This is a genomic window from Rathayibacter sp. AY1C1 (assembly GCF_002932105.1).
Classification (GTDB): Bacteria; Actinomycetota; Actinomycetes; order Actinomycetales; family Microbacteriaceae; genus Rathayibacter.
Window position 1 is genome coordinate 43,538 of the sequence record NZ_PSWH01000019.1, and the last position, 26,891, is coordinate 70,428.

The following is a 26,891-nucleotide window of genomic DNA, read 5'->3' on the forward strand; positions in this document are numbered from 1 at the left end:
GCTCCCCGCGCGGCGTCCCGCAGTCGGCCCGAGCGCGCGGCCGGGTCCCGAAGAGCGGCAGGCGCACGGCGACGCGGATCCGCTGGAACGCGGATCCCCGGACACGCCTCGCGAGGACGCCGCCGCCTGCGGCACGGAGTGCGGTCAGCCGCTGAAGGCGGTGAGGGCGTCGTCGAGGATGCCGAGGCCGCGGGCGACCTCGGCGGGGGTGATGACGGCCGGCGGGACCACGTGGATCCGGTTGTCGGCGGTGAAGGGCAGGAGACCGTGAGACAGCAGGTCGGTCTTGAGGCGGGCGACGGAGGCCGCCGGCAGCGGGGTGCGCGCGGCCCGGTCGGTGACCAGCTCCAGCGCCCAGAACACTCCGGAGCCCCGGACCTCGCCGATCAGGTCGTGCTTCGCCTCGAGCGCCGCCAGGCCGGGGGCCAGGTGCTCCGAGCCGATGGTGCGCGCGTTGTCGACGATCCCCTCCTCCTCCATCGCCTCGAGCGTCGCGACGACGCTGGCCGCGGCGAGCGGGTGGCCCGAGTAGGTGAGACCGCCGGGGAAGACGCGCTCGTCGAAGTGGTGGGCGATCGGATCCGAGATGACGACGCCGCCGATCGGGACGTAGCCGGAGTTGACGCCCTTCGCGAAGGTGATCAGATCGGGGCGCACGTCGAAGGCGTCGAAGGCGAACCACTCCCCCGTGCGGCCGAAGCCCGCCATGACCTCGTCGAGGATCAGCTGAATGCCGTACCGGTCGGCGATCTCGCGGACACCCGCGAGGTAGCCGGGCGGCGGGGTGAGCACGCCGGCGGTGCCGGGGATGGTCTCGAGGAGGAACGCGGCGATCGACTCCGGCCCCTCCGCCTGCACGACGCGCTCGAGGTGGTGGAGGGCGCGCTCGCACTCCTGCTCGAGGGTCTCGGCCCAGAACTCGCTGCGGTACAGGTAGGGCCCGAAGGCGTGCACGTGCCCGCGGGAGTACTCGTTCGGAATGCGGCGCCAGTCGCCGGTCGAGACGATCGCCGCTCCCGTGTTGCCGTGGTACGAGCGGTACAGCGAGACGACCTTGTCGCGGCCGGTGAACAGCCGCGCCATGCGGATCGCGTTCTCGTTCGCGTCCGCGCCGCCGTTGGTGAAGAAGACCTTCTCCATGCCCTCGGGCGCCCGCTCGGTGATCAGGCGGGCCGCCTCGGCGCGGGTCTCGTTCGCGTAGGCGGGGCCGACGGTGGTGAGGACGCCCGCCTGCTCCTGGATCGCGGCGACGACCTTCGGGTGCTGGTAGCCGATGGTGACGTTCACGAGCTGGCTCGAGAAGTCGAGGTAGCGGGTGCCGTCGACGTCCCAGACCTCGGCGCCGAGACCGCCCGCGATCGGCAGCGGGTTCAGCGCGCCCTGCGCCGACCAGGAGTGGAACACGCGGGACCGGTCGGCGGCGGTGACCGAGGCGTTGTCGCGGACGGTGGGGGCGGTCGAGGACGTCATGCTCCCCATCGTGCCGCGCGCGCCTCGGAAGCGGGCGTGCGGATCCGTCGATCCGCGGACCCTACGATGGACGGAACGTCGAAGGGAGCCGCGCATGCCCGCGACCGTCCGCGATCTGCTGGCCGAACCGGCCTTCTGCCTCCGCGTGCTGGCCGGCGTCCACGACGAGGCCGACCTCGACGCCCCTCTGGTGTGGGCGCACTCCTCGGACCTCGTCGATCCGACGCCCTGGCTCGAGTCGGGCCAGCTGCTGCTGACCGACGGCGTCCACTTCACCGGGCACGACAGCGCCGAGTTCTCGGAGGAGTACGTCGCCCGGCTGCGCGGACGCGGCATCCGCGCGCTCGGCTTCGCCACCCGCATCGTGCACGACGAGGTGCCCGCCGCTCTCGTCACGGCGTGCGACCGCCAGGGCCTGCCGCTGCTGGAGGTGGCGGACCTGACTCCGTTCATGGGGATCATCCGGTTCGTCGCCGACGTGATCTCGCGGGAGCAGCGCGAGCGGCTGGAGTGGTCGCTCGAGGCGCAGCGGCGGGTCGCCCGCGCGGCGCTGCGGCCGGACGGGCTCGCGGCGATCCTCACCGAGCTGGAGCGGCAGCTGGACTGCTGGGTCGCCCTCTACGACGCGGCCGGGCAGAGGGTGCACCTGCCCACCCGGCTCGACGTGCCGGCGGAGGAGGCGGTCGCCGCGGCCGCGAGGCACGCGCTGACCCGCGGCAGCCGAGCGGGACTCCGGCTCGACGACGGCGGCGGGGTGACGCTGCAGACGATCGGGCGCCGCGACCACCTGCGCGGGGTGCTCGCCGTGGGGACGGGCACGCCGCTGGACCCGGCGGGCAGCGACCTCGTCGCGAGCGTCATCGCCCTGGCGAGCATCGCGCTGGAGCAGCGGCGCGCGCTGGACTCCTCCCGCCGGCAGCTGCGCTCCGGACTGCTCGAGCTGCTGGCCGCGGGAGCCTTCGACGTCGCCGAGAGCACCGCACGGCGCCTGGGGAGCCCGCTGCCCGCCGAGCCCGTGCGGGTGGTCGTGCAGAGCACGCCCGTGCACGGCGACTCGCTCCTCGACGAGCTGGAGGTCGTGGCGGAGGAGGACGGCGCGCGCCTGTTCTTCGCCGAGAGGGACGGCTCGCTCGTCGCCGTGGCCGCCGCCGACGGACTCGGGCCGCTGACCGCCGTGCTGGAGCGGCACGGCGCGAGCGCCGGCGCCTCCGCCCCGATCGGCTGGTCCGACCTGGACCGGGGCCTCGAGGAGGCGCGGCGCGCCGCCGAGCGGACAGGAGACAGGACGGTGGTCCGCTTCGAGGACGTCGCCGCCGAGGGGATGATCGGGCTCCTCGCCGCCGCCGGAGCCGCACCGCTCGCCCGCCGGATGCTCGCACCGCTGCTGACCCCGGAGGGAGCCGTGCTGCTCGAGAGCGCCCGCGTCTGGCTCCGCCGCAACGGCGCCTGGGAGCCCGCCGCCCGCGACCTCGGCGTGCACCGTCACACCCTCCGCAACCGCATCACCGCCGTCGAGCGCGCCCTCGGCCTCGACCTCGACGACGTCTCCGCCCGCACCGAGCTCTGGACGGCGCTGCGGCTGCACTCATAGCCGATCTCCTCCTTCGTCGTCGGTCGGCCGCGGTCGGCCTCAGAAGGTGGGGACGATGGGAAGAGCGGGTCGCGTACCGCGCACGACGATCCGCTCCCACGCGGATCGCCGGTTGCGCTCAGCCGTGCTCAGGAGCCGATCTCCTCCTGCGTCGTCGATCGGCCGCGGTCGGTCTCAGGAGGTGGGGACGCTGGGAAGAGCGGGTCGCGTACCGCGCACGACGATCCGCTCCCACGCGGATCGCCGGTTGCGCGGTGCTCAAGAGCCTCTCTCCTCCTGGCGTCGTCGATCGGCCGCGGTCGGCCTCAGAACGCGGGAACGATGGGAAGAGCGGGTCGCGTACCGCGCACGACGATCCGCTCCCACGCGGATCGCCGGTTGCGCTCGGCGGTGCTCAGAAGCCTCTCCGGTCGACCAAGCGCTTCCCGCCGGCGCGGAGCGCAACCGGCGATCCGCGTTCCAGCGGATCGACGTGCGCGGTACGCACGACGCCCTCGAGAACGGAACCACCCTCCCCAGCCGACTGCGGGCGATCGACGACGAAGGAGGAGAGAGGCTCACCAGCGCCGCGACTGCGGGCGATCGACGACGCCAGGAGGAGAGAGCCTCACGAGCACCGCTGAGCGCAACCGGTGATCCGCGTCCCAGCGGATCGACGTGCGCGGAACGCAGGACGCTCTGCGAGACGCGACCACCCTCCCAGGCCGACTGCGGGCGATCGACGACGAAGGAGGAGAGAGCCTAGGAATGCTGCGGGAACCCGAGGTTGATGCCGCCGTGGGAGGGGTCGAGCCAGCGGCTGGTGATGGCCTTCTGCTGGGTGAAGAAGCGGACGCCTTCGGCTCCGTGGGCCTTGGTGTCGCCGAAGAGGGACGCTTTCCATCCGCCGAAGGAGAACGTGGCGACGGGGACGGGGATGGGGACGTTGATGCCGATCATGCCGACTTCGACCTCGTTCTGGAAGCGGCGGGCCGCTCCTCCGTCGTTGGTGAAGATGGCCGTGCCGTTGCCGAACGCGCCGTTGTTGATCAGGGCGACGCCCTCCTCGTAGGAGGCGACGCGGACGATGGAGAGCACCGGTCCGAAGATCTCCTCCGTGTAGGCGCGGGAGGTCGTGGGGACCTTGTCGAGCAGGGTCGGGCCGAGCCAGAAGCCGTTCGCGTCGCCGTCCACCTCGATCCCGCGCCCGTCGATGACGACCTCCGCGCCGTCCTCCTCCGCGATCGCGATGTAGGAGGCGACCTTGTCGCGGTGCGCCTCGGTGATCAGCGGGCCCATGTCGCAGCCGCGGCGTCCGTCGCCGATGCTCAGGGTCGCGGCCCGCTCCTGGATCTTCGCGATCAGCTCGTCGGCGACGGGCTCGACCGCGACGACGACCGAGATCGCCATGCACCGCTCGCCCGCCGAGCCGAAGCCGGCGTTGATGGCGGAATCGGCGACGAGGTCGAGGTCCGCGTCGGGGAGCACCAGCATGTGGTTCTTCGCCCCACCGAGGGCCTGGACGCGCTTGCCGTGCTTCGTGCCCGTCTCGTAGACGTACTGCGCGATCGGGGTGGAGCCGACGAAGGAGATCGAGCGGACGTGGGGGTGCTCGAGCAGCCCGTCGACGGCCTGCTTGTCGCCGTTGAGCACCGTGTAGACGCCGTCGGGGAGGCCGGCCTCCTTCCAGAGGGCGCCGAGCCAGATCGCCGGGGACGGGTCCTTCTCGGAGGGCTTCACCACGACGGTGTTGCCGGCGGCGATGGCGATGGGGAAGAACCACATCGGAACCATCGCAGGGAAGTTGAAGGGGGAGATGATCCCGACCACGCCCAGCGGCTGCTTGGTCGAGTAGACGTCGACGCCCGTGGAGACCTGCTCCGAGTACTCGCCCTTGAGGTGGTGCGCGAGCCCGGTCGCGAACTCCACGACCTCCTGGCCTCGGGTGATCTCACCGAGCGCGTCCGAGACGACCTTGCCGTGCTCCGACGTGATCAGCTCGGCGAGCTCCTGCTTCTTCGCCTCGAGGAGCTCGCGGAAGCGGAAGACGATCTGCTGCCGCTTCGCGAGCGACGTGTCGCGCCAGGCGGGGAAGGCGGCCTTCGCGGAGGCGACGGCAGCGTCCACCTCGGCGGAGTCGGCGAGCGCGACCTCCTTGGTCGCGACTCCCAGCGCCGGGTCGTAGACGGGAGCGGTGCGGCCGGACGAGGAGGCCGAGGGAGCCCCGTCGATCCAGTGGCCGACGACGGACAGGGCGGTGGCGGGCTCGGCGATGCTCATGGCGACGACTGTAGGGGCGTGACCACGGCCGCGGGGGTGCCGATCCGTCCAGCGGCGGAGGGGTGGTCTGGACGGATCGGCGCGCTCAGTCGGTGGGACGGGAGGCGTCGGCGTCGGGCGAAGGGGTGGCCGCGTCGGGGCTCGAGGCGGCGGGGTCGGCCGCGCTCGGGCCCGCAGCGCCGGGATCCGCAGCGCCGAGGTCGGCGGCGTCCGGCTCCGCAGCGTCCGGCTCGGCAGCGTCCGGCTCCGCACCATCGGGATCGGCACCGGAGTCGGCGGCACCCTGCTCGGCTGTGCCGGTCTCCTCACCGCGCACCTCGGCAGCGGACGCTTCAGCCGCTGCCTCCGGCGCACCCGCCGGGTCGAACCGCGCCAGCGCCGCCGTGATGTTGTCGTGCCCGCCGCGCTCGTTCGCCCAGGCGACCAGCGCCTCCGCGAGCGTGACCGGATCCGCGCCCACCCTCTCCTGCGCCTCGCGCAGCACGCGCGCGAGGTCCTCGGCGGCGGACGCGTAGTTCCAGAGCCCGTCGGAGCAGACCAGCACCCAGCCCGGCTCGGTCAGCTCCTCGGAGGCGACCCGCGGCTCCTCGTCGTGCGCGTCGGCGCCGAGCCAGCGGGTGATGGCGTGAGCGTCGGGCGCCGTCTCGGCCTGCTCCCGCGGCACTCCCGAGGCGATCTGCTCCTGCGCCCACGAATCGTCGACCGTGAGCTGCCGCGGCTCGCCCGCGTCCGGCATCCAGTAGCTGCGGCTGTCGCCCACGTTGCCCGTGACGAGCAGCGCGCCGTCCAGCACCGCCGCGGTGAAGGTGCACGAGGGCGGATTCGACCGCTTCTCGGGCACGGCCGCGTCGATCGCTCCGGAGGCGCGCGCGGTGGCCATCTGCAGCAGCGCGCGCCAGCGGTCCGCTATCGCGCTCTCCCCGCCGACCTCGGCCTGCAGCGCGCTGAGTGCCGCACGGGCCGCGGCGAGCGACGCCTTGTCGGAGTCGGGGGTCGAGGAGACCCCGTCGCAGACCACGAGCAGCGCCGTCCTCAGAGAGCCGTCGGCGCCGGTGGTCGCCCCGAGCGCCATCGCGTCCTCGTTGGCCGGGTGCCGGAGCCCGCGGTCGCAGACGCCGCCGACCAGCGGGTGCGGCGCTTCGGCCCAGTGCTCGCGCTCGGTCGGAGCGGGGCGTCCGCACTGCTCGCAGTAGCCGTCCTCGGCGACCGCTCCCCCGCAGTAGACGCAGGCGGCGGATCCTCCGACGGCGACGGGCGGAGCGGAGGGGGTGGCCGCGACGATCAGCGGCGTCCCGCAGGCCTCGCAGAACGCGTCGCCCGTCGTGACCGGCTCGCCGCAGTTCGGGCAGGGAGTCGACAGCGCGCCGCTCATGTCAGCGTCCAGCGTCGGACCTCGTTGGCCCGGTCGACGAGGCGCAGGCGCTCGTCGCGCTCGCGAGTGGAGGCGGCGAGCGCGCGGTAGGAGGCCTCGAGGCCGTCGCGGATGGCGGCCTCGTTCGCCTCGACCCCGCCGAGGGTCGCTCCCTCGGCCGGGCCGTCGCGCCGCACCAGCTCGAGGGCGGAGGCGAGGACCTGAGTCGTGAGCTCGAGGCGGGTCCGCTGATCGATCGACACGGAGTCGACGCTCGCGAGGGCGGCCGAGAGCGCGGGCAGCCCGCGGCCCGACTCCGCCAGCAGCTCCGCCCGGCGGCGGCGCGCGTCGGAGTAGGAGGAGCGCGTGGGCGCGACGATGTCGAGCGCGTCGAGCGCCCCGTCGAGGTCGGAGCGCAGCTGCCGCACCCGCGCGAGACCGAAGGCGGCGGGTGCCGTGTAGTTCGCGTCGGCGCGGGCGCAGATCACGTAGAGGGACTCGGCGACCTCGGGCTCACCGCTCGCCTCGCACGCCGCGGCGAGCGCGAGCTTCGGGGCGAGCTCGCCGGGGACCTGGCCGTAGACGGTGTTGAAGGAGGCGCGGGCCCCGATGTCGTCGCCGCGCGCGAGCTGCGCGAGACCGCTCATCCAGACCGCCCGCCACTCCCACGGGTCCTCCGTGAGGATCTCGCCCGTCGCGCGGGCCGCCTCCTCCCAGCGATGCGCCTCGATCGCCGCCCGGGCGCGGGCGAGCCGCACCTCGACCGTCACGGTGGGCGCGAGCGCGAGAGCGCGCAGGCGCACGATCGGGTCGGCGACGTTCACGCCCGCGAGCCACGACCGGGCGGGATCGGACTCGTCGCGGCGGAGCGCCGGCAGCGCGTCCCACGGCGGGACGCGGTCGACCACGTCGGCCACGGGCGCCTCGAACAGGGCCGACTCCGTCGAGTGCAGCGCGGGGTGTCCGGGACCGCGGTCGGTCGCGACGACCTCGCGCAGCACCCCGAGCAGCTGGCCGCGCATCTCGTCCACCGTGGCGAAGCGGTCCTGCGGGTCGGGAGCGCACGCCTTCGCGATCAGGCGGTAGAAGGAGTCGTAGCGCTGGAACAGCGGCGTCTCCGACACGGGCGGCAGCGAGGCGACGAAGGTCGTCTGGTTGCCGCGGAAGTCGAGCACCAGCGAGGCCAGCGTGCGGCCGATCGTGTAGACGTCGGAGGCGACCGAGGGACCGAGGTCGGCGACCTCCGGAGCCTGGTAGCCGACGGTGCCGTAGATGGCGGAGTCCTCGTCGTCGATCCGGCGCACTCCGCCGAGGTCGATCAGCTTGACCTGGTCGCCCACCTGGATCATGTTGTCCGGCTTGAAGTCGCAGTAGAGCAGGCCGTGGTCGTGCAGGTAGGCGAAGGCGGGCATGACCTCGAGCACGAAGGCGAGCGCCTGGTCCACCGGCAGCGGATCCGCGGCGCCGCCGTTGGCGTCCAGCCGCTCCTTCAGGATCTGCTTGAGGCTCGGCCCGCCGACGTACTCCATCACGATGTAGCCGGCGCCGTCGTGCAGGACGAAGTTGTAGATCTCGACGATCAGCGGGTGCTCGACCTCGGCCAGGAACCGGCGCTCGGTGACGGCCGCCGCGTACGCATCGGGGTCGCCGGAGTTGAGCAGGCCCTTGAGCACCACCCAGCGCCCCGAGACGTTCCGGTCGCGCGCGAGGTAGATCCAGCCGAGGCCGCCGTAGGCCAGGCAGCCGACGACCTCGTACTGGCCGCCGACGACGTCGCCCTTCACCAGCTGCGGAGTGAACGAGAACGGCGTGCGGCAGTTGGGGCAGAACCCCTCGGTGCGGCCGGGCCGACCGTCGCGCCCGCGGCCGACGGCCGTGCCGCAGTGCGAGCAGAAGCGCTTGCGCTCGGGGAGGACCGCCTCGGTCATCAGAGCGGCCATCGGGTCGGCGGCCGGGCGGGACGGGACGGTGGTGAGCCCGGCGCCGAGCCTCGGGCCGCGCAGTCGGGTCGAGGTGGTGCCGACGCGGCGGGTGACCTTCGAGCCGGTCTGCGCCGTGCGGGCGGAGCCGAGGGCGGCGGTGGCGAGGCGGGCGGAGGAGGTGCGCGTGCTGCGCGCGGTGGCCGACTCCTCCGCGGGCCCGGGTGCCGTGGCGCCGGGGGTGCCCTCGACGAAGCCGGTGCCGAAGGCGGCGGAGGCGGTGGCCGGCGGGGAGGTCGGAGCGGCGCGGCGCGCGGTCGGCGTGGAGGCGGCGGCGCCCTCCTCGGGCGGGAGGCCGCAGACGTTGCAGTAGCCGTCCTCGATCGTCCCGGTGCAGCCGGGAGTCGCGGTGCAGGGGGCGCCGTTCATAAAGTGGCCTTCCGGTGGTGCGCGGGGTCGGGGTGCGGGAGGTCGCGGGTGACGACGTCGTACTGCTCGACCAGGTGGCGGGCGAGCGGGACGGAGCAGGGCACCGCGTCGAGAGCGGCGCGCACCTCCTCCTCGGCCGCGACGCCGACGGCGGTGGCAGCGCGGCCGTTGCCCTCGGCACGCTCCCGCAGCGCCCGGAGGCGGAAGCCGAGGGCGGCCCGTTCGCGCAGCGGCGAGGTGTAAGCGGCCTCGACCGCGTCGAACGCGCGGCCGACGGCGGTCAGGCGGGCGAGGTGCGCGTCGAGCGCCTCGCGGTCGGACGGAGGATCGCCCAGCCGGGAGACGTCGGGCACGGCCAGCCGCGGCGGGTCGGCGATCTCGCGGCGGCAGCGGGCCACGAGCTCGCGCAGCGGCGCCTCGCGGCGCTCGGCCGCCTCCGCCAGCTCGCGCGCCCGACGGCGGTCGCGCTCGAGTCCGCGCCGCTCGGACGCGGCGATGATCAGGTCGCGCTCGAGCCGGGCGGAGTCGCTCTCGAGCTGGCCGAGCGGCCCCGACACGTCGGCTCCCCGACCCGCCCGCTCGGCGAGCGCGTCGAGGCGGGAGCGCAGCACGGCGACCCGCTCCGCCCGCTCGCGGTCGACCGTGCCGCCGCCGTCACGGGTGAGGTCGCGGCAGCGCTCGATCTCGGCGCGCACCCCCACGATCCGCCCGGCGACGTCGGTGCCGCTGGGGTCGAGCTCGAGCCGGGAGCGCAGCTGGCCGACGACCGCGTCGCAGAGGCGCACCGCCTCCACCAGCGAGACCGCGCCGCTCCCGGAGGCGTCGAGACGGCCCCAGATCAGCTGCGACATCCGCTCGCGCGCCGCGACGTCGACGCGGCCGGAGTCCCAGACCGCCTCGAGCTCGGCGAGGCGCCGGGTGACGGACTCGCGGAGCGACTGGGCGAGCACCACGTCGGCCGTGTAGTTCTCGGCCTGCGGCGACGCCAGCGCGGCGGCGTCCAGCCGCGAGAGCTCGCGCGTGGTCCGCTGGAGCCAGCGGGTGAGAGCGGCGAGGTACTCGAAGAGCTCGCGCTGCGGCGCGGCCTCCCCCAGCCGGCCCGGAGCGACGGGGGTCCCCTCCGCGAGACCGGTGCTCATCGGCCGTACACCGGGGCCGGCGGCGAGGCCTCGCCGAGGACCCCGAGCCAGCGCTCGTAGATGCTCTGCCAGCGGCCGTCGCTGCGGATGCTCTCGAGCGAGGCGTTGACGAAGCGCACGAAGTCGGGGTCGTCGGCGGGCAGGCCGAGGCCGTAGGGCTCCGAGCTCAGGGCGTCGCCGACGACCTTCGCGTACGGGTCCTGCGCCACGAAGCCCGCGAGGATCGTGTCGTCGCCCGCGATGGCGTCGACCTCTCCTGCCTGGAAGAGGGCGAGGCACTGCGAGTGCGTGGCGGCCTCGACGGCCTCGACCTCCGGGTAGTCGTTCTGCAGGCGGCTGAGCGTCGTGGTGCCGCTGGGCGCGCAGACCCTCTCGCCGTCGAGGTCGCCGATGCCCGTGATCGGGACGCCGTCGGGGTCGTCGGAGACGAGCACCTTGAGGCCGGCGTCGTAGTACTCGGACGAGAAGGCGATCGAGCTCCAGCGATCGCAGGTCATCGTGAGGGTGCGGGCCACCATGTCGACCTGCGGGGCGCCGTCGCCGCCGGTGAGCGCGGGGAGGCGCTGAGCGGAGGTGATCACGACGTAGTCGATGGAGTCGCTGCCGAGGATCGCCCGGGCGACCTCGCGGGCGATGTCGACGTCGAAGCCCTCGATCGCCCCCGTGATCGGGTTGCGGGCGCTCATCAGGAGGGTGTCGGCCGAGACGCCGACGCGCAGGGTCCCGCGCCCGCGGATCTCCGCGAGCCTGGTGCTGTCGGTCACGCCGGTCGGCGCGTAGGAGGTGACCGCCGAGGGCGAGCAGTCCGCCGCGGCAGGAGCGGCGGGAGCGGACGCGCTCGCCGTCGGAGTCGGGGTCGCCGCGGCGAGGGGCGTGCCGAGGTCGTCCGCCCCCGTCGTGCAGCCGGTGAGGGCGAGAGCCGCGGCGGTGGCCAGGGCGAGGGCGGCGGCGCGCAGGCGGTTCATCGGTACTCCTCCAGTCGCTGGGCGATGCCGCGCCAGGCGAACACGGCTCCGGCGAGACCGGCCGCCAGCAGGATCCACGAGACGAGGGTCGCGAACTCCGCGCCTCGATCGAGCGTGGTGGCGGCGGCCAGTGCCTTCTCCTGCACCACGTCGCGGGCGTCGTCGGAGAAGGTGGTGAAGAGCTCGTTCGGCGTGCCGTTCCCGGTGATCGTGGCGACGCGGACGGCCTGGTCCCAGTTCCCGGCGTCGTCCGCCTCCCGGATCTCCTCGTGGAACGACTGCCACTGCCCGAACTCGTCGACGAGCCGCGTCCTCGCCAGCTCGTCCTGCAGGTCGCCCGAGAGCTTCTCCCGGGCGGAGTCGACGGCCTGGGTGTAGCGCTCCTCGAGTGCGGCGCCGGAGCCGCGCTTGATCAGCGTGAAGCTCTCGAGCGACTTGGCGTCGCTCGCGGCGATGAGCGCGTTCGACACGGTGAGCGCCTCGCGGTAGGACTCGACCCGCGCCGTCCCCGCGTCCGCCGCGACCGATCCGTAGGCGAGCGCCCCGCCGACGCCGACGACCAGCAGGAGGGCGGTCCCCGTGGCGAGCGGGCGGTTGAGGTAGCGGTGCGTGCGGCGGGCGAGCCAGAGCTGCGCCGCCAGGAGGAGGACCAGCATCACGAGCGAGCCGATCATGAGCAGGACGCTCCAGCGGACGGCGTCGTAGGCGGCCGCGACCCGGTCGGCGCCGGAGTCGACGAGCCCGTCGAGGTCCTCGAGGATGCCGCCGTCTCCCGAGAGGGCCGTCGACGCCTGGTCGAGGTACGCCGAGGCGACGGGGAAGCCCTGCCGGTTGTTGGCTCGCGCCTGCTCGATCAGCCCGCTGTAGGTCGTGATGCTGCTGGCGACCCGGGCGAGGGCCCGGGTGTCCGCCGAGTCGGCGGCCGAGAGTCCGGCGATCGCGGAGGCGGCGCCGGTGAGGCTCGAGACGTACGACGCCCGCAGCTCGGTCGGCTCCAGTCCGCCGACGAGGAAGGTGTTGGCCGCGATCGCGTTGGCGTCCACCAGCAGCGTGCGGACGTTCTGCACGCCGAGGAGCTGCGCCGACTGCTCCCGGGCCGTCGTCGCGGCGCGCGCCTGCATCGCTCCTGCCTGCTGCGCGAACACGCCGAACAGCACGGCCGCCAGGGCCGTCAGGGCGAGCAGGAGGCGCAGCGTGGCCGGAGTGGTCGCGGTCGCGCGGGCCAGCAGCGACGGCTTCCGCTGCGCCGGCCGGTTGGCGACCTGGACGAGGGGCGGCTCGGGGATCCTCTGCGCGGGCGGCGCGGCGGGTGCGGTGCTCAACGGCTCTCCTCCTCGGGGTCGTCGGTTACGGGGACGGCCGCGCCGCTCGGGGCGGCGTCCGCCTGCCCGAAGGCCTCCTCAGAGCCGTCGACCGCGCCCTCGTCGTCGTCGCCGGCTCCGTCCGGGCTGCTCGAAGCTTCGGGGCTCTCCACCACGTCCTCGGGGAGCAGGATGCGCAGCTCGTCGAGCGTCGGCTCCTCCACGTCGCGGAGGCGCCAGGCGTGCCGGGCGATCGCCGCGTCGAGGACGTTGCGGACCCAGCGCCCGTTGCCGAACGCCTCCGTGCGCTGCTGCGCCGAGGCGAGGCCCGCGAACGCGGCGAGCGCCTCCTCCGTCGGCTCGAAGTCCGCGGAGGCGGCGAGGCGGCCGAAGATCGCCGAGAGCTCGTCGTCGGAGTAGTCGGCGAAGTCGATCGTGGTCGAGAAGCGGCTGGCGAGACCCGGGTTCGTGTCGAGGAAGCCCTGCATCGGCCCGGAGTAGCCGGCGACGATCACGACGAGGTCGCCGCGGTGGTCCTCCATGTCCTTCACGAGGGTGGTGACCGCCTCCGCGCCGTACTGGTCGAGCGCGAGCGCGTAGGCCTCGTCGATGAAGAGGACGCCGCCGCGCGCGGAGGCGATCACCTCCGCGGTCTTCGTCGCGGTCTGCCCGAGGTAGCCGGCCACCAGCTCCGATCGGTCGACCTCGACGAGCACGCCCTTCGAGAGGATGCCGAGCGAGCGGTAGATCCGCGAGACCAGCCGCGCCACCGTCGTCTTGCCCGTGCCGGGGTTCCCCGTGAAGACGAGGTGGCGGGTGAGCGTGGGCGTGCTGAGACCGGCGGCCTGGCGCAGGGTGTCGATCCGGAGCAGCTGCGTCTGCCGCTTGATCTCGCTCTTCACCCGGTCGAGGCCGATCAGCGCGTCGAGCTCGGCGAGCAGGTCGTCGATGGACTCCGGCGGGTCGAGCGGCTCCGGCTCGGAGGCGGGCTCCGCGGCGGGAGCGGCGGCGGGCGCCGGCTCGTCCTGCGGACCGTCGTGCTCGGTCCGGCGGAGGCGCTCGAGGATCTCGTCGACCCCGGGCACGCCGGCGGGCAGACCGGTCGGCAGGTCGGCGCTCGCGGCACCGTCCGGCGTCCGGCCGGTCGTGTGCGGTACTCCGCCGCTCGTCGTCGGAGCGGCGCCCCGGGCGCCCGGGACGGCGGAGAGCTGGGCCGCGGCGGTCGCGGAGGCGGAGGCGATGCCGCCGATGCCCGGGTCGCCGAGAGCGCTGGCCGCCGAGACGACCTCGGTCAGGGCGCGGGCGTAGGCGGAGGAGTGGTGAGAGCCCGCGCCGACCAGGGCGGCCAGCTGATCGGTCGGCCCCGACCGCCAGCGCCGGCCGCTCGAGGCGGCGGTGAAGAACGCCTCCAGACCGCCCGTCGCGCCGGTCGCGGCGAGCCAGTCCTGTCCGGCGCCGCGGATCGACTCGGCGACGGCGGCGGCCAGCCGCGCACCCTCGTCGCGGACGGCCGCGGCGTCGAGGCCGGCGGCCGTCCCCGCGAGCACGAGGGCGTCCAGCGCCGGGGCGAGCGCGGTCACGAGGCGCTCGGCGGGGTCAGCGAGCCGGATCCGGACGGCGCTCCCGGCTGCGGAGGCGCGTCGAGACCGCTCGGGGAGAGCGAGGACTCCGTGAACTTCTCGGCCAGGAACTGCCCGTGCGCGATCAGCGCCGAGGCGTCCTGCCGCGAGACGGCGTCCGAGATGCGGTCGAGCGTGCCTCCGAGGAGGTCGAGCTGGTCGCAGAGGATCATCAGCGAGGTCTTCCCCCTGTGCACGGCGCGGCGGTCGGCGAAGTCCCTCGGCAGGCGGAGGTAGCCCTCCACCGCCTCGGGGAGGTAGCTGGTCGCGGTCGCGACGACGGTGTGGCCCTGCCGGCTCATCCCGCCGAGGCGGTCGAGACGGGGCACCATCTCGCGGACCGTCTCGTCGATCCGCTGGATGCGCGCCGCGACGATGCCGGGCACCCGGCCCTCCGTCCGCGTGCCGACCCGGTCGAGCGCCGCGAGGATGTCGTCGCTCGTCGGGACGCTCGGCAGAGCGGGCGCGGTCTCCTCCGGCGCCGCGGGGGCACCCGTGAACAGTCGGGAGAACCAGCCCATCGGCTAGCGGCCGAGATCGAGCGAGGACGTCGCGTCGATGTCCGAGTTGCTGCGGCGGGCCCGCTCGACGTACTCGCCGGCCTTCGCCGTCTCGGTCTGCAGGACTCCGACGGTCTGGGCCATGCTGTCGAGCGCCTTGATCTTGAAGTCCGAGATCGAGTCCATCGTCTGGTAGATGTTCGCGAACGCGGCCTGCAGCTGCGGCAGCCCGACCGTGGCCGAGGCGGCCTGCGACTGGATCGAGGCCGACTGGTCGGCGAGCATGCGCGAGGTGGCCTCGATCATGTTGGACGTCGTGGTGTTCAGCGCCGTGATCTGATCGAGCACGAGGCGCTGGTTGGCGAGCGCCTGCGCCACGATGACCGCCGTGCGCAGCGCCGAGACGGTCGTGGTCGTCGCGCGGTCGACGCCCTTGATCAGCTCGACGTTGTTCTTGATGACGACGTCGATCGCGAGGTAGCCCTGGATCGACACGGCCAGCTGGGTCAGCAGGTCCTGGTGCTTCTGGCGCGCGTAGAAGAGGACGTCCTCGCGCAGCGCCTTCGCCCGCTCCGGATCGGTCGCGTCGAGCTCGGCGATCTTCGCCGAGAGCTTCACGTCGAGCCGCTCGGCGACGTAGATGTACTCGTTGAGACGGGTCATCGTCTCCCAGAGGTTCTGCTTCTCGAGATTCAGGGCCGCGTTGTCCTTCCGCAGCTCGTCCTGCCCGTCGTACAGGGCCTGGATGATCGCGTTCAGGTGCGACTGGGCGCTCTCGTAGCGGCGGAAGTAGTCGGTGATCTTGTTGCCGAACGGGATGAAGCCCAGGATCTTCTTCTGCAGGTTGTCCTCGGACGGGTCCAGATCCTCCACCGTGCGGCGCAGCTCGAGCAGCGTCTTGCCGATGGTCGACCCCTCGGAGAGCCCGCCCTCCTGGAGGGCGCGCACCGGCGTGCTCAGCAGCCGGTTCGACGAGTCGGCGGCCGAGCGGATGTCGGCGTCGCCCATCGTGCGGATGTCGTTGGCCCGCGTCGCGAACTCGGGGCTGCGGGACTCCGTCGCCAGGAGCGTGTCGAGGTAGCCGTCGACCTTCGCCTCGAGGCCGGGCAGGGCGGCTTCGGGCACCTTCGGCGCGATCGACGGCGCCGAGGTGGTCGGCACCGCCGCCACCGGCTCCGGAGGCGTGAGCGAGAGGGCGTTCTGGACGGGCGGCTGCAGGGCCTCGGTCATCGGGATCCTCACCGTTCCTGGCGCTCGGCGCCGACTGGGATGAACGTCCGCCCAGCATATCCCGGGCCCTCCCGCGGGATCCCCGCGAGCCGCCTCGCCCGAGGACTCGACGCGATCGGGCGGCTGTGGAGGAGCGTCCGCCGCCGGTCAGACCGCCTTCGGGCGCCTCCGCAGCGTCGCCACCGCGACTCCGGCCAGGGCGAGCGCGCCTCCGAGCAGCGCGGCGAGCGGCGGGGTCTCGCCCAGGACGAGCCAGGACAGCAGCACCACCACCGCGGGCACCGCGTAGGTGGACGCCGCGGTGCGACCCGCGCTGGAGCGCGCGAGGACGTACCCCCACGTCGTGAAGGCGACGGCCGTCGGGAAGATCCCGAGGTAGACCACGGCCAGGATCGAGGAGAGAGGAGCGGCGGCGAGCGCCTCGACGAGCTCCGGGGCGAAGGGCAGGCACGCGACCGTGCCGGCGAGGCAGCCGAGCCAGGTCATCGTCGGTGCGTCGATCCGTCCCAGCAGGCGCTTCTGAAGGGTCGCCGCGCTGCCGTAGACGACGGCGGCGACCAGGCCGAGGGCGACGCCGATCACGTCGAACTGCCCGGTGGAGGTGGAGAACGCGATCACCGCGACGCCGGTCAGCGCCACGAGCATCCCGGCGAGGAGACGGCGGGGGAACCCCTCCCCCAGCAGCAGCCCGGCGAGCACGGCGGTGATCATCGGCGCGATGTTCACCAGCAGCGCCGCCGTCCCCGCGTCGACATGCCGCTCCGCAGCGTTCAACGCCAGGTTGTAGACCCCGAACCAGGCGACCCCCCAGCCCAGCACGAGCAGGAGGAGGCGCCCGCGCGGGACCGCCGTGCGCGGATCCGGAGCCGCCTCCGAGCGGCGCCTCCGGGCGGTGAGGACGACGCGCACCACCGTGAGCGCGAGCGACCCCACCACGATGCGGCCGAGGGTCAGCGCGCCCGGGCCGAAGTCCTCCGTCGTGGCGCGGATGCCGACGAAGGCCGACGCCCAGAGCAGGACGGTGACCGCGATCGCGCCCCACAGCAGGAGGGCGTCCCTCGTGGAGGGCGGGGCGGAGGAGGAGACGTCGGTCATGAGGCCATCGTGGCGCCGCCGGGGATTCAGCACCAGTTCCGTTCACTGTCGGATCGTTCAGCCGGACTGTACGGTCGTCTCATGCTCGACGTGCACCGGCTCCGCATCCTCCGCTCCGTCGTCGCCTCCGGCTCGATCGCGGGAGCCGCCTCCGGCCTCGGCTACACGCCGTCCGCCGTCAGCCAGCACCTCTCCGCTCTGCAGCGCGAGACCGGACTGACCCTGCTGGAGCGGGTGGGCCGCGGCGTCCGCCCGACCCCAGCCGGACGCGCCCTCGCCGCCCAGGCGGACCGCATCCTCGAGCGCCTCGCCGAAGCGGAGGCCGTGGTGGACGAGCTGCGCGAAGGCCGCTCCGGCCGCCTCTCGGTGACGTACTTCGCCTCCGTCGGCAGCGCCTGGATGCCGGAGGTCGCCCGCCGGCTGACCGCCGCGTTCCCCGGCCTCGCCCTCGATCTGCGCCTGGGAGAGGAGCTCGACGACGACCTCGGCGCGCGCCCCGACGTGCAGCTCCTCGTCGCCTCCTCCGAGCCGACCGCCCCCGGATTCACGGCGCACCACCTCCTCGACGACCCCTACCTCGTCGTCCTGCCCGACGGTCATCCGCTCGCCTCCCGGAGCGAGATCGACCTCGCCGAGCTCGCGAACGAGCGCTGGGTCGACAACGACCTGCCCACCGGCTGGTGCCGCCGGAACGTCGTGGAGGCCTGCGCCGCCGCCGGGTTCGCGCCGCCCTTCCACGTCCAGGCCAACGACCACATCACCGCCGCCGCGTTCGTCGCCGCGGGCATGGGCGTGACGGTCCTGCCGGAGCTCGCGGCCCACCGCCTGCCGGACGGCGTCCGCGCCGTGCCCGTCGTCCGTCCCCGGCCCGTCCGCTCCCTCGAGGCCGTCGTGCGGAACTCCGCCGCCTCCTCCGCACCGGTGGCCCTGGTGCTGGAGACACTGAAGGCCCTCGCCGCGCGCCGCTGAGCGCCTGCACGGGCGAGCTCGCAGCACATCGGAGCACGATGGGCGCGTGAGCTCCGTCGAACCCGTCACCCGTTCCGCGCCCGCGCTCGGCGGACCGCGCATCCTGAAGCAGCGCTGGACCGAGGCGACGTTCCTGCACTGGCGGGTCGACCCCGCCCTGGTGGCGCCCCACCTCCCGGCCGGGACGAGGCCCGACGAGCACGACGGCTCCTCCTGGGTGGGCCTGATCCCGTTCCGGCTCTCGCGGACGGCCTTCCTCGGCGGCCCGCGGGTGCCCTGGCTCGGCACCTTCCCCGAGGTGAACGTCCGGCTCTACTCCGTCGACGAGCAGGGACGACGCGGAGTCGTGTTCGTCTCGCTCGACGCCTCCCACCTCCTTCCCGTGCTCACCGCGCAGGCGGTGTTCGGGCTCCCCTACCGCTGGGCCCGGATGAGCATCGAGCACCGCCACGGCGCGGTGATCTACGACACGATCCGGCACTCGGACTCGGCCGCCCGCTCCCGGATCGTCGTCCGCCCGGGCGACCCGGTCGGCGAGGACCCGCTCGCCTCGTTCCTCACTGCACGCTGGGCCTACCACGAGCGCCACCTGGGCTCCACCTGGTACGGCCGCAACCTGCACCGGCCGTGGCCGCTGCGCCGCGCGGAGCTGCTGGCGCTCGACGACGGGCTGCTCGACGCCGCGGGCTTCCCCGGGCTGGCGACGCGCGCGCCGGACTCGGTGCTGTACTCGGCGGGAGTGGAGACCGTGTTCACGGTGCCGCGGAAGGTGTGAGGGGGGCGACGCTCCTCCACAGACGGTTCTTCGCGATGCTGTCCGATGAAACGGCGCTCCCGAGGCCCACGGCGAGACTTCGTCCGGTGAGATCAGGGCATGAAGGAATCGGCGACAGTAGACGACGCGCTCACGGAGGCGCTCGCGCTCGCCGGCTCACGGCACGCTGAGCGGTCCGCCGTCGAGGCATCCCGGTACCGGGCAGTCGAGGAGGCACGCCGCCTCGCGATGGCGGCACCGGCGGCGCTCGTCGGCGAGCACGTCCAGGTGCAGGTGGATCGGGCGAAGGCGGCGCACCGGGCGCTGATCGCGGAGCTCGCGACGGGACTTCGGGTCTCGGAGGCGCACGCCTCTGCACTGGTCGACGAGGCGCGCCTGCTGGTGAACGACCTCCCGGCGACGTTGCGCGCACTCGCGGACGGAGCGCTCTCCCCCGAGCATGCGCGACTCGTGGTGCGAGGAGCACTCGACGTCCCCGCCGAGGTCCGTGGGCGCTTCGACGAGGAGGCCGCCACGATCGCGGTCGCCTGCACGCCGCCCCAGCTGCGACGCGCCCTCCGGTCGCTCCGGGAACGGCTGCACCCGCAGACGCTCAGCGAACGTCATAGGGACTGCGCCCGTCGTCGCGCGCTCTGGGTGGAGGGCCTCGACGACGGGATGGCGATCCTGCACCTCTACACCGCAGCTCCCGATGTGCTCGGCGCGATGGACAGGATCGACCGGGCCGCCCGCTCCCTCGCGGATCTGCCGGACGAGGAGCGGACGCTGGGCCAGCTCCGCGCAGACATCGCCGCTGCGCTGCTGGTCGACGGGGAGACATCGGCCGACGGAGACGGCACGTCGATGCCGGCGGGAGTGCGCGCCGAAGTCGCGGTGACCGTGCCGGCGCTGACCCTCCTCGGGCGGTCCGACCAGCCCGCCGTCCTCGACGGATACGGACCCGTCGATCCGGAGACCGCGCGGCGTCTCACAGCAGGTGCTCCCTCGTTCACGCGGCTGCTCACCCATCCGGAGAGCGGAGCGGTCCTCTCCGTCGGACGCGACTCCTACCGAGTGCCGGCGGACCTGCGTCGCCACCTCCAGCACCGCGACGGGACCTGCCGGTTCCCGGGATGCACCCGCAGCACCCGCCACGCGGACGTCGACCACGCGAACGACTGGCACCACGGAGGCACCACGTCGGCCGACAACCTCGCGCACCTCTGCCGACACCACCACCGGCTCCGCCACACCACGGGGTGGACCCACCGGCAGGAGCCGGACGGCACGCTGCACTGGACGAGCCCGACGGGACGGCAGCATGTCACCCGGCCCGGGGAGCCGGGGAACGGGACGGAGGGCGGACACGATCCGACCGGGACCGGCGGGCCGTGACAAGGGGCAGGTCGGGTGGCGTGGACGGGCAGGTCAAGGGGCGGGCCCGCTTCGGCGCGCCCGCGTAGCGTGGACGGCACGGGCCGATAGGCGCGGAAGCGACAAGAGGGGCAGCGACATGGCAGGAACGAAGGACAGGAAAGACGCGACGACGGGGACCTCCGCGGTGCTCTTCGACATCGACGGGACCCTCGCCGACACGAACTTCCTCCACGTCGAGGCGTGGTCGCGCGCCTTCTGGCAGGCCGACCTCGTCGTGCCCGCCTGGCGCATCCAACGAGCGATCGGCGCAGACTCGTCGGAGCTGCTCGACATGCTCCTCGAGGACGAAGTGAAGGAGGAGCAGCGCGCACTGGTGAAGTCGCTGCACACCAAGAACTACGCCGAGACGACAGCACGCATCGTTCCACTTCCGGGAGCTCGCGAGCTCGTCGCGACGCTCGTAGGTCGAGGCGTCCACGTCGTCCTCGCCACCTCGGCACCGCAGAACGAGCTGGACGTGCTTCTCGACGTCCTCGCCTTCGGCGGGTCCGTCCACGCTGTCACCAGCGGCGCCGACGTCTCCACCGCCAAGCCAGCACCCGACCTGATCTCTATCGCGCTCGACCGCGCGGGTGTCTCCGTCGACCGCGCCGTCATGGTCGGCGACGCGACCTGGGACGTCCTGGCCGCCGAGCGCGCGGGCCTGGCAACGGTCGGAGTCCTCTCCGGCGGAACCTCGGAGCACGAACTCCGCGAGGCCGGAGCCGTCGCCGTCTACGAGGACGCGGCGGCCGTCCTCACCGGTCTCGGTGAAGGGCCCCTCGCGAGCCTCCTGAACTGACCGACCGCCACCCCAGGAGGCTCACGAGCCTCAGTCGCGGGGTCGCCGTCGCAGCACGAGGAGCGTCACTCCGATGGCGGCGGCGACCGCGGCGAGAGCGCCGCCGATCCACAGGACGTCCCCGAGGAGTGCCGGGTCCGATCCGGACGTCGCCTGCGCTTCGTCGGCGGACTCGGCCTGTCCTCCTGAGACCGCGACGGTGCCGTTGCAGTCCGGGACCGAGTCCGACCCGTCGGCGAGCGCGGTCCCGTCGGACGGCGCCCAGTCGAACGCGTACTGGCCCGACACGGGGTGCCCGTCGGTGGACACGACCTGCCAGGTCACCTCGTACTCCCCCGCCGCGCCGAGCTCGAGCGGCATCGACGCTTCCGGCCCGACGACGCTGACGCAGCCGTCGCCGTAGTAGAGCCCGTCCGGCCCGACGACGCGCAGAGCCGCCGCCGTTCCGTCCGTCCCGAGGACGAGCAGGTCGTCGTTCGTCGTCAGCACCAGCGTTCCCGGCTGCTCCGTCACGGTCGAGTCCGCAGCGGGAGTCGTCGAGACGAGGTAGTTGTGCGCGCTGGCGGGCGCCGCCACCGCGATCGAGCCGAGCAGCCCGATCGCGGTAACGGCGACGAGGGCCTTCCGACGGGTCACGCCGACGCCCGGGGTCCGCGGCGGCGGGAGGCGAGCCCGACGGCCACGCCGACCGCGCCGACGACGAGCCCGCCGACTCCGAGGATGCGGGCGAGCACGTCGTCGCCGCTCGTGGCCGTCGTCGCCGAGGCGGTGGTCGCGACCGCGTCGTCACCGTCGCCGTCGTCGTCGTGTCCGCCCCCGTGGCCGGAACCCGCTTCCGCCGCGGTCACCGCGACGGTGGGAGCGGGCAGCTCGGGCTCGTCCTGGCCGTCGACGGTCGGCTGGTCCCAGGCGGTGCTGCCGGTCTCGCACGTCTGCAGCACGGGGAACTCCAGCGTGGAGCCCGCCGCGTCCTCGGGGAGCTGAAGCTGGAGGGCGACGGTGTCGCGGTAGCCGTCGGCGAGGGGCGTCTTCGCCGTGTAGACCACGTCCGAGACCCGCTTGGTCGCGGTGTTCCCGTGGGAGTCGGTGACCGGGTCGGCGATCGCGACCTCGTTCTTCACGACGTCCCAGTTCGGGTTGATCGTCGGGCTGACCGAGTTGATGCCGTCGGGCATCGTGATCGTGAGTCCCGTCGTCGGCGAGCCCTCGCAGCCGTGGGCCAGCGAGAACGTCACCACCGTGTACGAGCCGGCGGCGGTGCTGCTCGCCGCCGCGGTCACGTGGGCGCTGGCCGCAGTGGGCGCGGCGACAGCGAGCGCGATCGATCCGGCGGCGACGAGTGCGCCGCTGCCGACGAGGCGGAGCCGCGAGAAGGAAGAAGAAGAAGAAGAAGAACGGGTCATGACGGTCGTGTCCTCGGGGGAGATCCGGCGCGGGGCCGGGAGTTCTGGACGCAGCGCGGGTTCGCGGTGCATGCGGAGGCGCCGACCGGAGCCGCTCCCGCACGGGAGGGGCGTCAGGCGGCGCGGAGGACCCGCAGCGGCGGCCCGCGGTGCCGGAGGATCGAGAGGACCGCGTCGAGGGAACGGGGCGCCCGCGGCTCGGGGGTGCCCGTCATCGAGACGCCGGGTGCCGACGGGAGCGCGACCGCGGACGCGCGGGCGACGATCCGTACGACGACGCGCTGGAGGCCTGCTCCCAGCGTCCAGAAGAGGCGCTCGCCGTACCGGAACGCCGCGATCGTGAAGGCAGCCGCAGCGAGGTGGGCGACGAGCATCAGCGGAGCGTGGGCCGCGTGTCCGCCTCCGCCGGCGATCAGCTCGATGGTCGACCCGTCGTGGAAGTGCGCGCCGGTGCCCGTCGTCCCGACCACGCTCACCTCCCCACCGCTGCCCGTGATGAGGAAGAGGCCGTGGTACGCGATCTGGCTGAGGAGCACGGAGAGCGTCAGCCGGGGAAGGGACGGACGGCGCCCCGAGAGGAGGACGCAGACGACGACGGCGAACGCCGCGGCGAGGGCGAGCACGGCAGGAGCGGGGGTCTCGGCGCCCGCGAGCGTGTGGGAGGCGGCGGCCGTGGCGGTCGCGGCGAGAGCGGCGGCGACGCCGCGAGCCACTCGTGCACCTCGGGTCTGCAATCGCCCGTCCTCTCGTCGTCGCGTCGACGCGTGCGCGCGACGTCTCCAGGGTAATCGACGCGGCGGAGCAGCTCCCCGCCGTCCCGGTTCCCTGCCGTTACGAAGCCGTTACCTAGATCACCGAAAGAAATCCAAACCCCCGCAGGGAGGGCTCCGAACACATGTCAACGGCCGCGACACGGTCCACACAGAACAGGTCCTCCGCATCACGTGGGGGCCGTCTCACGAAGGAGTAATCCCATGCGATCCACCAAGCGTTCCGCCCTCGCCGCATTCGCCCTGCTGGGCACCGCCGCCCTCGGCCTCACCGCCTGCTCGAGCGGAAGCGGCTCGACCACCGCCGCCAGCGACGCGGCGACCGAGATGTCGACCCCGATGGCCACCTCGTCGGCCTCCGCCTCCTCGACCCCCATGGCGACCATGGACCCGGCCGCGAACCTCGTCGGCCCCGGCTGTGCCGCCTACGCCGAGCAGGTCCCGGACGGCGCCGGCTCGGTCGAGGGCATGTCGCTCGACCCCGTTGCGACCGCCGCGTCGAACAACCCGCTGCTCACCACCCTGACCGCTGCGATCTCCGGTGGCCTCAACCCCGACGTCAACCTCGTCGACACGCTGAACAGCGGCGAGTTCACCGTCTTCGCCCCGGTCGACGACGCGTTCGCCAAGCTCGACGCCGCGACCGTCGACTCCCTCAAGACCCCCGAGGGCGCCGCCACGCTGTCCTCGATCCTGACCTACCACGTCGTCCCCGGCCAGATCGCCCCTGACGCGATCGCCGGCGACCACGCCACTGTCCAGGGTGGCAACCTCACCGTCACCGGTTCCGGCGACGACCTGAAGGTCAACGACGCGTCCGTCATCTGCGGTGGCGTCCAGACCGCCAACGCGACCGTCTACCTCATCGACACCGTGCTGACCCCCCCGGCCAGCTAATTCCCCTCACCGGCTCCGGCCGGTGAACACGCCGAAGGGCGGGCACCGCGAGGTGTCCGCCCTTCGGCGTTCGTGCGTGCAGAAGCCCTCCGCGAAGCCGGACACTGCAGAGTCGTCCGGCACAGAGTCGTCCAGCACAGAGCCGCGCAACGCAGAGCTGTCCGAACGGGAAGCCGCACAGCGAGGAGCCCTGCGCAGCGCGGAGTCGGAGGGTCACCACGACCCGGCACTCGCCGTCACTCCGCACCACAGCACTCACCACGAACGACACGAGGCGCGGACCCCGATGCAGGGGATCCGCGCCTCGTCGTCGTGCGGTCGGCGGCTACTCGGCCGGGGCGCTGATCTCGCGCAGGACGCGGTCGCCGGGGCGGGCCTCGATCATCTCGGCCTCGATCTCGGCCCGGTCGAGCAGCTCCTCCATGCGGCGGCGACGGTTGCGCGTGATGAGCGTCACGACCGTGCCCGTCTTGCCCGCGCGGCCGGTGCGGCCGGAGCGGTGGAGGTACGTCTTGTACTCGTCGGGAGCGTCGGCCTGAATCACCAGGTCGATGTCGTCGACGTGGATGCCGCGCGCGGCCACGTCCGTCGCGACCAGCACGTCCACGCGTCCGCTGGTGAGCAGTGCGAGGTTGCGGGTGCGGCGCGACTGGTTGAGGTCGCCGTGGAGGCTCGTCGCGGGGATGTCCGCGTGGTCGAGCTGCTCCGCGAGCTGCTCCGCGAACGCGCGGGTCCGGGCGAAGATCAGCGTCTTGCCCTGGCGGGCGGCGAGCTGCTCGATGATCTCGGCCTTGTCGCGGTGCTCGATCAGGAGCACGCGGTGGTCGATGGTCGAGGACGCCTGGTCCTCGCCGGCGACCTCGTGGACGCTCGGCTCGACCAGGAACTCGTCCACGAGCGTCGCGACGCCCTTGTCGAGCGTGGCCGAGAACAGCAGCCGCTGGCCGCCGTCGGCGGTCTGGCGGAGGATGCGCTGCACGGGCTCGAGGAAGCCGAGGTCGCACATGTGGTCGGCCTCGTCGAGCACCGTGATGGTGATGTTCGAAAGGTCGAGGCGGCCCTGCTCGACGAGGTCCTCGAGGCGGCCCGGCGTCGCGATGACGATGTCGACTCCGCGCTGGAGGGCTCCGACCTGCTTGTACTGGGGGACGCCGCCGTAGATGGTCGTCGTGAACAGGCCGACGGAGCGGGCGATCGGCTGGATGGTCCGGTCGATCTGCATGGCGAGCTCGCGGGTCGGCGCGAGGATGAGCGCCCGCGGAGCGCGGCCCGGCTTGCGGCCCTTCGCTCCGTTGTTCTCCATCAGCCGCTCGACGACGGGGGCGCCGAAGGCGATGGTCTTGCCGGAGCCGGTCTTGCCGCGTCCGAGGACGTCCTTGCCGGCGAGCACCTCGGGGATGGTCGCGGCCTGGATCGGGAACGGCGCGGCCGCTCCGAGCTCGGTCAGCATCCGGACGATGTTCCCTCCCAGGCCGAGGTCGCCGAAGGTGACGCCCTCGACGTCGACGGCGAGCGTGGCCGTCGCCTCGAGGCGCTCGAGCACGACGTCGTCGGCCTGGTGCGGCGCACGGGCGTCGCGGCTGGGGTAGAAGTCCGAGCCGGAGTCGCGGCGCGAGGGCCGGGAGTCGCGGTCGAGCGAGCGGGTCGGGCGGTCGCCGCGGTCGTGGCCGCGCGAGGGACGCGCGTCCCGGTCGAAGGAGCGAGCCGGACGGTCGCTGCGGTCGAACGAGCGGGCGGGACGCTCGGTGCGGTCGTAGCCGCGCGAGGGGCGCTCGTCGCGGTCGCCGGTGCGGGCCGGACGGTCGTCGCGTCCGTAGGAGCGGGCCGGACGATCGTCGCGTCCGTAGGAGCGGGCCGGACGATCGTCGCGGTCGTTCGAGCGGGCCGGACGCGCATCGCGGTCGAAGGAACGGGCCGGGCGGTCGCTCCGGTCGAAGGAACGCGCAGGACGGTCGTCGCGCCCGTGGGAACGGGCCGGACGATCGTCGCGATCGTTCGAGCGGGCCGGACGCGCGTCACGGTCGAAGGAACGGGCCGGGCGGTCGCTCCGGTCGAAGGAACGCGCAGGACGCTCATCGCGCCCGTAGGAACGCGCCGGACGATCGTCGCGATCGTTCGAGCGGGCCGGACGCGCATCGCGGTCGAAGGAACGGGCCGGACGGTCACTGCGATCGAAGGAACGCGCAGGACGCTCATCGCGATCGTTCGAGCGGGCCGGGCGTGCGTCGCGGTCGTACCCGCGGGCCGGACGCTCGTCACGGTCGTTCGAGCGGGCCGGACGCGCGTCGCGGTCGTAGCCGCGCGAGGGCCGCTCGTCGCGGTCGTACCCGCGGGCGGGCCGATCGGCGCGCTCGGTGGCTCGCTCGGCGCGCTCGTCGGCGTTCCAGCGCGCCTTCTTGGGGGCGTTCTCGTCGACGGCGCGGAAGCCGCGGTGGCCCTCGCTGCGCGAGCCCGGCTTGGCGCCGGGGAAGCGGGAGCGGCCGCCGAGCTGGGACTTGCCGCTCGAGGCGCCGAAGCGGTTGGGCTCGAAGTTCTTGGCCGGACGTCCGCCGGCGGGCTTCTTGTTCTTGGGCATGGCAGTTCTTCCTGGGTTCAGGTCGTGCGCGAGGAGGCGACGCCGGAGGAGCCCCGTCTTGAGGGGCGTCCGTGCGCTGGACTGCTGCGGGGCAGCAGGGGGAGAACCCGGGCGAGTCATTGACCGGGGCCGATTCACACATGTGATTCGTCTCACGACGACTGTCGGAGACTCGGCCCGCTTGACTAACAAACCCATCCGCACGCGAACGCACGGTGTCAAGAGCCGACCGCGTGAGTCTACACGCGGCCCCGGAGCCTGGCTAGGGCGGGGAGACGTGCGGCCAGGAGCCGCTCAGGTCGGGGGCCGCGAAGGCCGGGAGCCGCGAAGCCCGGGAGCCGCGCACCTCCGCAACCGGTCCCCCGAGGAGTCGCCCCGCATACAGCCCCCCCCCCCCCCCCCCCCCCCCCCCCCCCACCCCCCCCCCCCACCACCCC

General features: G+C 73.5%; 21 protein-coding genes. 6 read left to right on the forward strand and 15 right to left on the reverse strand.

The annotated features are described in order from the left end of the window. Positions 1-144: 144 nt before the first annotated feature. Complete coding sequence (locus C5C71_RS10585) at positions 145-1,470, reverse strand: aspartate aminotransferase family protein (RefSeq protein ID WP_104262732.1); 1,326 nt, start codon at positions 1,468-1,470, stop codon at positions 145-147. A gap of 94 nt (positions 1,471-1,564) precedes the next feature. Here C5C71_RS10585 and C5C71_RS10590 point away from each other — a divergent pair, with 94 nt between their 5' ends. Further along, positions 1,565-3,061, forward strand: a complete 1,497-nt coding sequence (locus tag C5C71_RS10590; protein WP_181065693.1) for a PucR family transcriptional regulator — start codon at positions 1,565-1,567, stop codon at positions 3,059-3,061. A 741-nt stretch (positions 3,062-3,802) separates the two neighbouring features. Here the strand turns inward: C5C71_RS10590 and C5C71_RS10595 are convergent. From C5C71_RS10595 to C5C71_RS10640, 10 genes are all read right to left on the reverse strand, one after another. Next, on the reverse strand, positions 3,803-5,320 hold the full coding sequence (locus C5C71_RS10595) for a CoA-acylating methylmalonate-semialdehyde dehydrogenase (RefSeq protein ID WP_104337652.1): 1,518 nt from the start codon (positions 5,318-5,320) through the stop codon (positions 3,803-3,805). 85 nt (positions 5,321-5,405) lie between these two features. Next, entirely contained in the window at positions 5,406-6,692 is a 1,287-nt protein-coding gene (locus C5C71_RS10600) for a PP2C family serine/threonine-protein phosphatase (RefSeq protein WP_219814181.1), read from the reverse strand. Continuing rightward, positions 6,689-9,019: a serine/threonine-protein kinase gene (locus C5C71_RS10605; RefSeq protein ID WP_104337653.1), complete on the reverse strand. Its 2,331-nt coding sequence runs from the start codon at positions 9,017-9,019 to the stop codon at positions 6,689-6,691. The genes C5C71_RS10600 and C5C71_RS10605 overlap by 4 nt, the downstream gene beginning before the upstream one ends. Next, a complete protein-coding gene (locus tag C5C71_RS10610) occupies positions 9,016-10,158 on the reverse strand; it encodes a hypothetical protein (RefSeq protein ID WP_104269371.1) in 1,143 nt (380 codons plus the stop codon). Before C5C71_RS10610 ends, C5C71_RS10605 begins: the two co-directional genes overlap by 4 nt. Next, complete coding sequence (locus tag C5C71_RS10615; protein ID WP_104233136.1) at positions 10,155-11,123, reverse strand: glutamate ABC transporter substrate-binding protein; 969 nt, start codon at positions 11,121-11,123, stop codon at positions 10,155-10,157. Before C5C71_RS10615 ends, C5C71_RS10610 begins: the two co-directional genes overlap by 4 nt. Further along, on the reverse strand, positions 11,120-12,445 hold the full coding sequence (locus tag C5C71_RS10620; protein ID WP_104273647.1) for a hypothetical protein: 1,326 nt from the start codon (positions 12,443-12,445) through the stop codon (positions 11,120-11,122). Before C5C71_RS10620 ends, C5C71_RS10615 begins: the two co-directional genes overlap by 4 nt. Continuing rightward, entirely contained in the window at positions 12,442-14,004 is a 1,563-nt protein-coding gene (locus tag C5C71_RS10625; RefSeq protein ID WP_258068710.1) for an AAA family ATPase, read from the reverse strand. The genes C5C71_RS10620 and C5C71_RS10625 overlap by 4 nt, the downstream gene beginning before the upstream one ends. Further along, positions 14,001-14,564: a hypothetical protein gene (locus C5C71_RS10630; RefSeq protein ID WP_104267137.1), complete on the reverse strand. Its 564-nt coding sequence runs from the start codon at positions 14,562-14,564 to the stop codon at positions 14,001-14,003. The genes C5C71_RS10625 and C5C71_RS10630 overlap by 4 nt, the downstream gene beginning before the upstream one ends. A gap of 3 nt (positions 14,565-14,567) precedes the next feature. Further along, the gene (locus C5C71_RS10635) at positions 14,568-15,773 is read right to left on the reverse strand and encodes a toxic anion resistance protein (RefSeq protein ID WP_104223833.1); all 1,206 of its coding nucleotides are present in this window, start codon (positions 15,771-15,773) and stop codon (positions 14,568-14,570) included. Positions 15,774-15,920: 147 nt separating this feature from the next. Beyond that, positions 15,921-16,868 carry a DMT family transporter gene (locus C5C71_RS10640; RefSeq protein WP_104249861.1) on the reverse strand — a complete coding sequence of 316 codons (948 nt, stop codon included), beginning with the start codon at positions 16,866-16,868 and terminating at the stop codon, positions 15,921-15,923. Positions 16,869-16,949: 81 nt separating this feature from the next. On the opposite strand from C5C71_RS10640, the gene C5C71_RS10645 reads away from it, so the two are divergent. From C5C71_RS10645 to C5C71_RS10660, 4 genes are all read left to right on the forward strand, one after another. Then, a complete protein-coding gene (locus C5C71_RS10645) occupies positions 16,950-17,837 on the forward strand; it encodes a LysR family transcriptional regulator (protein ID WP_104337654.1) in 888 nt (295 codons plus the stop codon). A 46-nt stretch (positions 17,838-17,883) separates the two neighbouring features. After that, positions 17,884-18,612: a YqjF family protein gene (locus C5C71_RS10650; protein ID WP_104237664.1), complete on the forward strand. Its 729-nt coding sequence runs from the start codon at positions 17,884-17,886 to the stop codon at positions 18,610-18,612. 99 nt (positions 18,613-18,711) lie between these two features. Continuing rightward, positions 18,712-19,986 carry an HNH endonuclease signature motif containing protein gene (locus C5C71_RS10655; RefSeq protein WP_104337655.1) on the forward strand — a complete coding sequence of 425 codons (1,275 nt, stop codon included), beginning with the start codon at positions 18,712-18,714 and terminating at the stop codon, positions 19,984-19,986. Between the two features lie 118 nt (positions 19,987-20,104). Beyond that, positions 20,105-20,809: an HAD family hydrolase gene (locus tag C5C71_RS10660; protein WP_104337656.1), complete on the forward strand. Its 705-nt coding sequence runs from the start codon at positions 20,105-20,107 to the stop codon at positions 20,807-20,809. A gap of 30 nt (positions 20,810-20,839) precedes the next feature. On the opposite strand, the gene C5C71_RS10665 is transcribed toward C5C71_RS10660, so the two are convergent. From C5C71_RS10665 to C5C71_RS10675, 3 genes are read right to left on the reverse strand one after another with little or no spacing between them, the layout of a single operon-like run. Then, positions 20,840-21,445: a copper resistance CopC family protein gene (locus C5C71_RS10665; RefSeq protein ID WP_104246887.1), complete on the reverse strand. Its 606-nt coding sequence runs from the start codon at positions 21,443-21,445 to the stop codon at positions 20,840-20,842. Further along, positions 21,442-22,284, reverse strand: coding sequence for a YcnI family protein (locus C5C71_RS10670; protein WP_104335512.1), 843 nt, complete (start codon positions 22,282-22,284; stop codon positions 21,442-21,444). The genes C5C71_RS10665 and C5C71_RS10670 overlap by 4 nt, the downstream gene beginning before the upstream one ends. A 41-nt stretch (positions 22,285-22,325) precedes the next feature. Beyond that, entirely contained in the window at positions 22,326-22,925 is a 600-nt protein-coding gene (locus C5C71_RS10675; RefSeq protein WP_104260386.1) for a hypothetical protein, read from the reverse strand. Positions 22,926-23,186: 261 nt separating this feature from the next. Here C5C71_RS10675 and C5C71_RS10680 point away from each other — a divergent pair, with 261 nt between their 5' ends. Beyond that, positions 23,187-23,879: a fasciclin domain-containing protein gene (locus C5C71_RS10680; protein ID WP_104246890.1), complete on the forward strand. Its 693-nt coding sequence runs from the start codon at positions 23,187-23,189 to the stop codon at positions 23,877-23,879. 325 nt (positions 23,880-24,204) lie between these two features. Here C5C71_RS10680 and C5C71_RS10685 read toward each other — a convergent pair whose 3' ends face one another. Next, a complete protein-coding gene (locus tag C5C71_RS10685) occupies positions 24,205-26,454 on the reverse strand; it encodes a DEAD/DEAH box helicase (RefSeq protein WP_104337657.1) in 2,250 nt (749 codons plus the stop codon). Between the last annotated feature and the right edge of the window lie 437 nt (positions 26,455-26,891).

Excerpts from the sequence above, each read along its gene's own strand:
- C5C71_RS10585 (WP_104262732.1), bottom strand. The coding sequence starts at position 1,470 with ATGACGTCCTCGACCGCCCCCACCGTCCGCGACAACGCCTCGGTCACC.
- C5C71_RS10590 (WP_181065693.1), top strand. The coding sequence starts at position 1,565 with ATGCCCGCGACCGTCCGCGATCTGCTGGCCGAACCGGCCTTCTGCCTC.
- C5C71_RS10595 (WP_104337652.1), bottom strand. The coding sequence starts at position 5,320 with ATGAGCATCGCCGAGCCCGCCACCGCCCTGTCCGTCGTCGGCCACTGG.
- C5C71_RS10600 (WP_219814181.1), bottom strand. The coding sequence starts at position 6,692 with ATGAGCGGCGCGCTGTCGACTCCCTGCCCGAACTGCGGCGAGCCGGTC.
- C5C71_RS10605 (WP_104337653.1), bottom strand. The coding sequence starts at position 9,019 with ATGAACGGCGCCCCCTGCACCGCGACTCCCGGCTGCACCGGGACGATC.
- C5C71_RS10610 (WP_104269371.1), bottom strand. The coding sequence starts at position 10,158 with ATGAGCACCGGTCTCGCGGAGGGGACCCCCGTCGCTCCGGGCCGGCTG.
- C5C71_RS10615 (WP_104233136.1), bottom strand. The coding sequence starts at position 11,123 with ATGAACCGCCTGCGCGCCGCCGCCCTCGCCCTGGCCACCGCCGCGGCT.
- C5C71_RS10630 (WP_104267137.1), bottom strand. The coding sequence starts at position 14,564 with ATGGGCTGGTTCTCCCGACTGTTCACGGGTGCCCCCGCGGCGCCGGAG.
- C5C71_RS10635 (WP_104223833.1), bottom strand. The coding sequence starts at position 15,773 with ATGACCGAGGCCCTGCAGCCGCCCGTCCAGAACGCCCTCTCGCTCACG.
- C5C71_RS10640 (WP_104249861.1), bottom strand. The coding sequence starts at position 16,868 with ATGACCGACGTCTCCTCCTCCGCCCCGCCCTCCACGAGGGACGCCCTC.
- C5C71_RS10645 (WP_104337654.1), top strand. The coding sequence starts at position 16,950 with ATGCTCGACGTGCACCGGCTCCGCATCCTCCGCTCCGTCGTCGCCTCC.
- C5C71_RS10655 (WP_104337655.1), top strand. The coding sequence starts at position 18,712 with ATGAAGGAATCGGCGACAGTAGACGACGCGCTCACGGAGGCGCTCGCG.
- C5C71_RS10660 (WP_104337656.1), top strand. The coding sequence starts at position 20,105 with ATGGCAGGAACGAAGGACAGGAAAGACGCGACGACGGGGACCTCCGCG.
- C5C71_RS10670 (WP_104335512.1), bottom strand. The coding sequence starts at position 22,284 with ATGCACCGCGAACCCGCGCTGCGTCCAGAACTCCCGGCCCCGCGCCGG.
- C5C71_RS10680 (WP_104246890.1), top strand. The coding sequence starts at position 23,187 with ATGCGATCCACCAAGCGTTCCGCCCTCGCCGCATTCGCCCTGCTGGGC.
- C5C71_RS10685 (WP_104337657.1), bottom strand. The coding sequence starts at position 26,454 with ATGCCCAAGAACAAGAAGCCCGCCGGCGGACGTCCGGCCAAGAACTTC.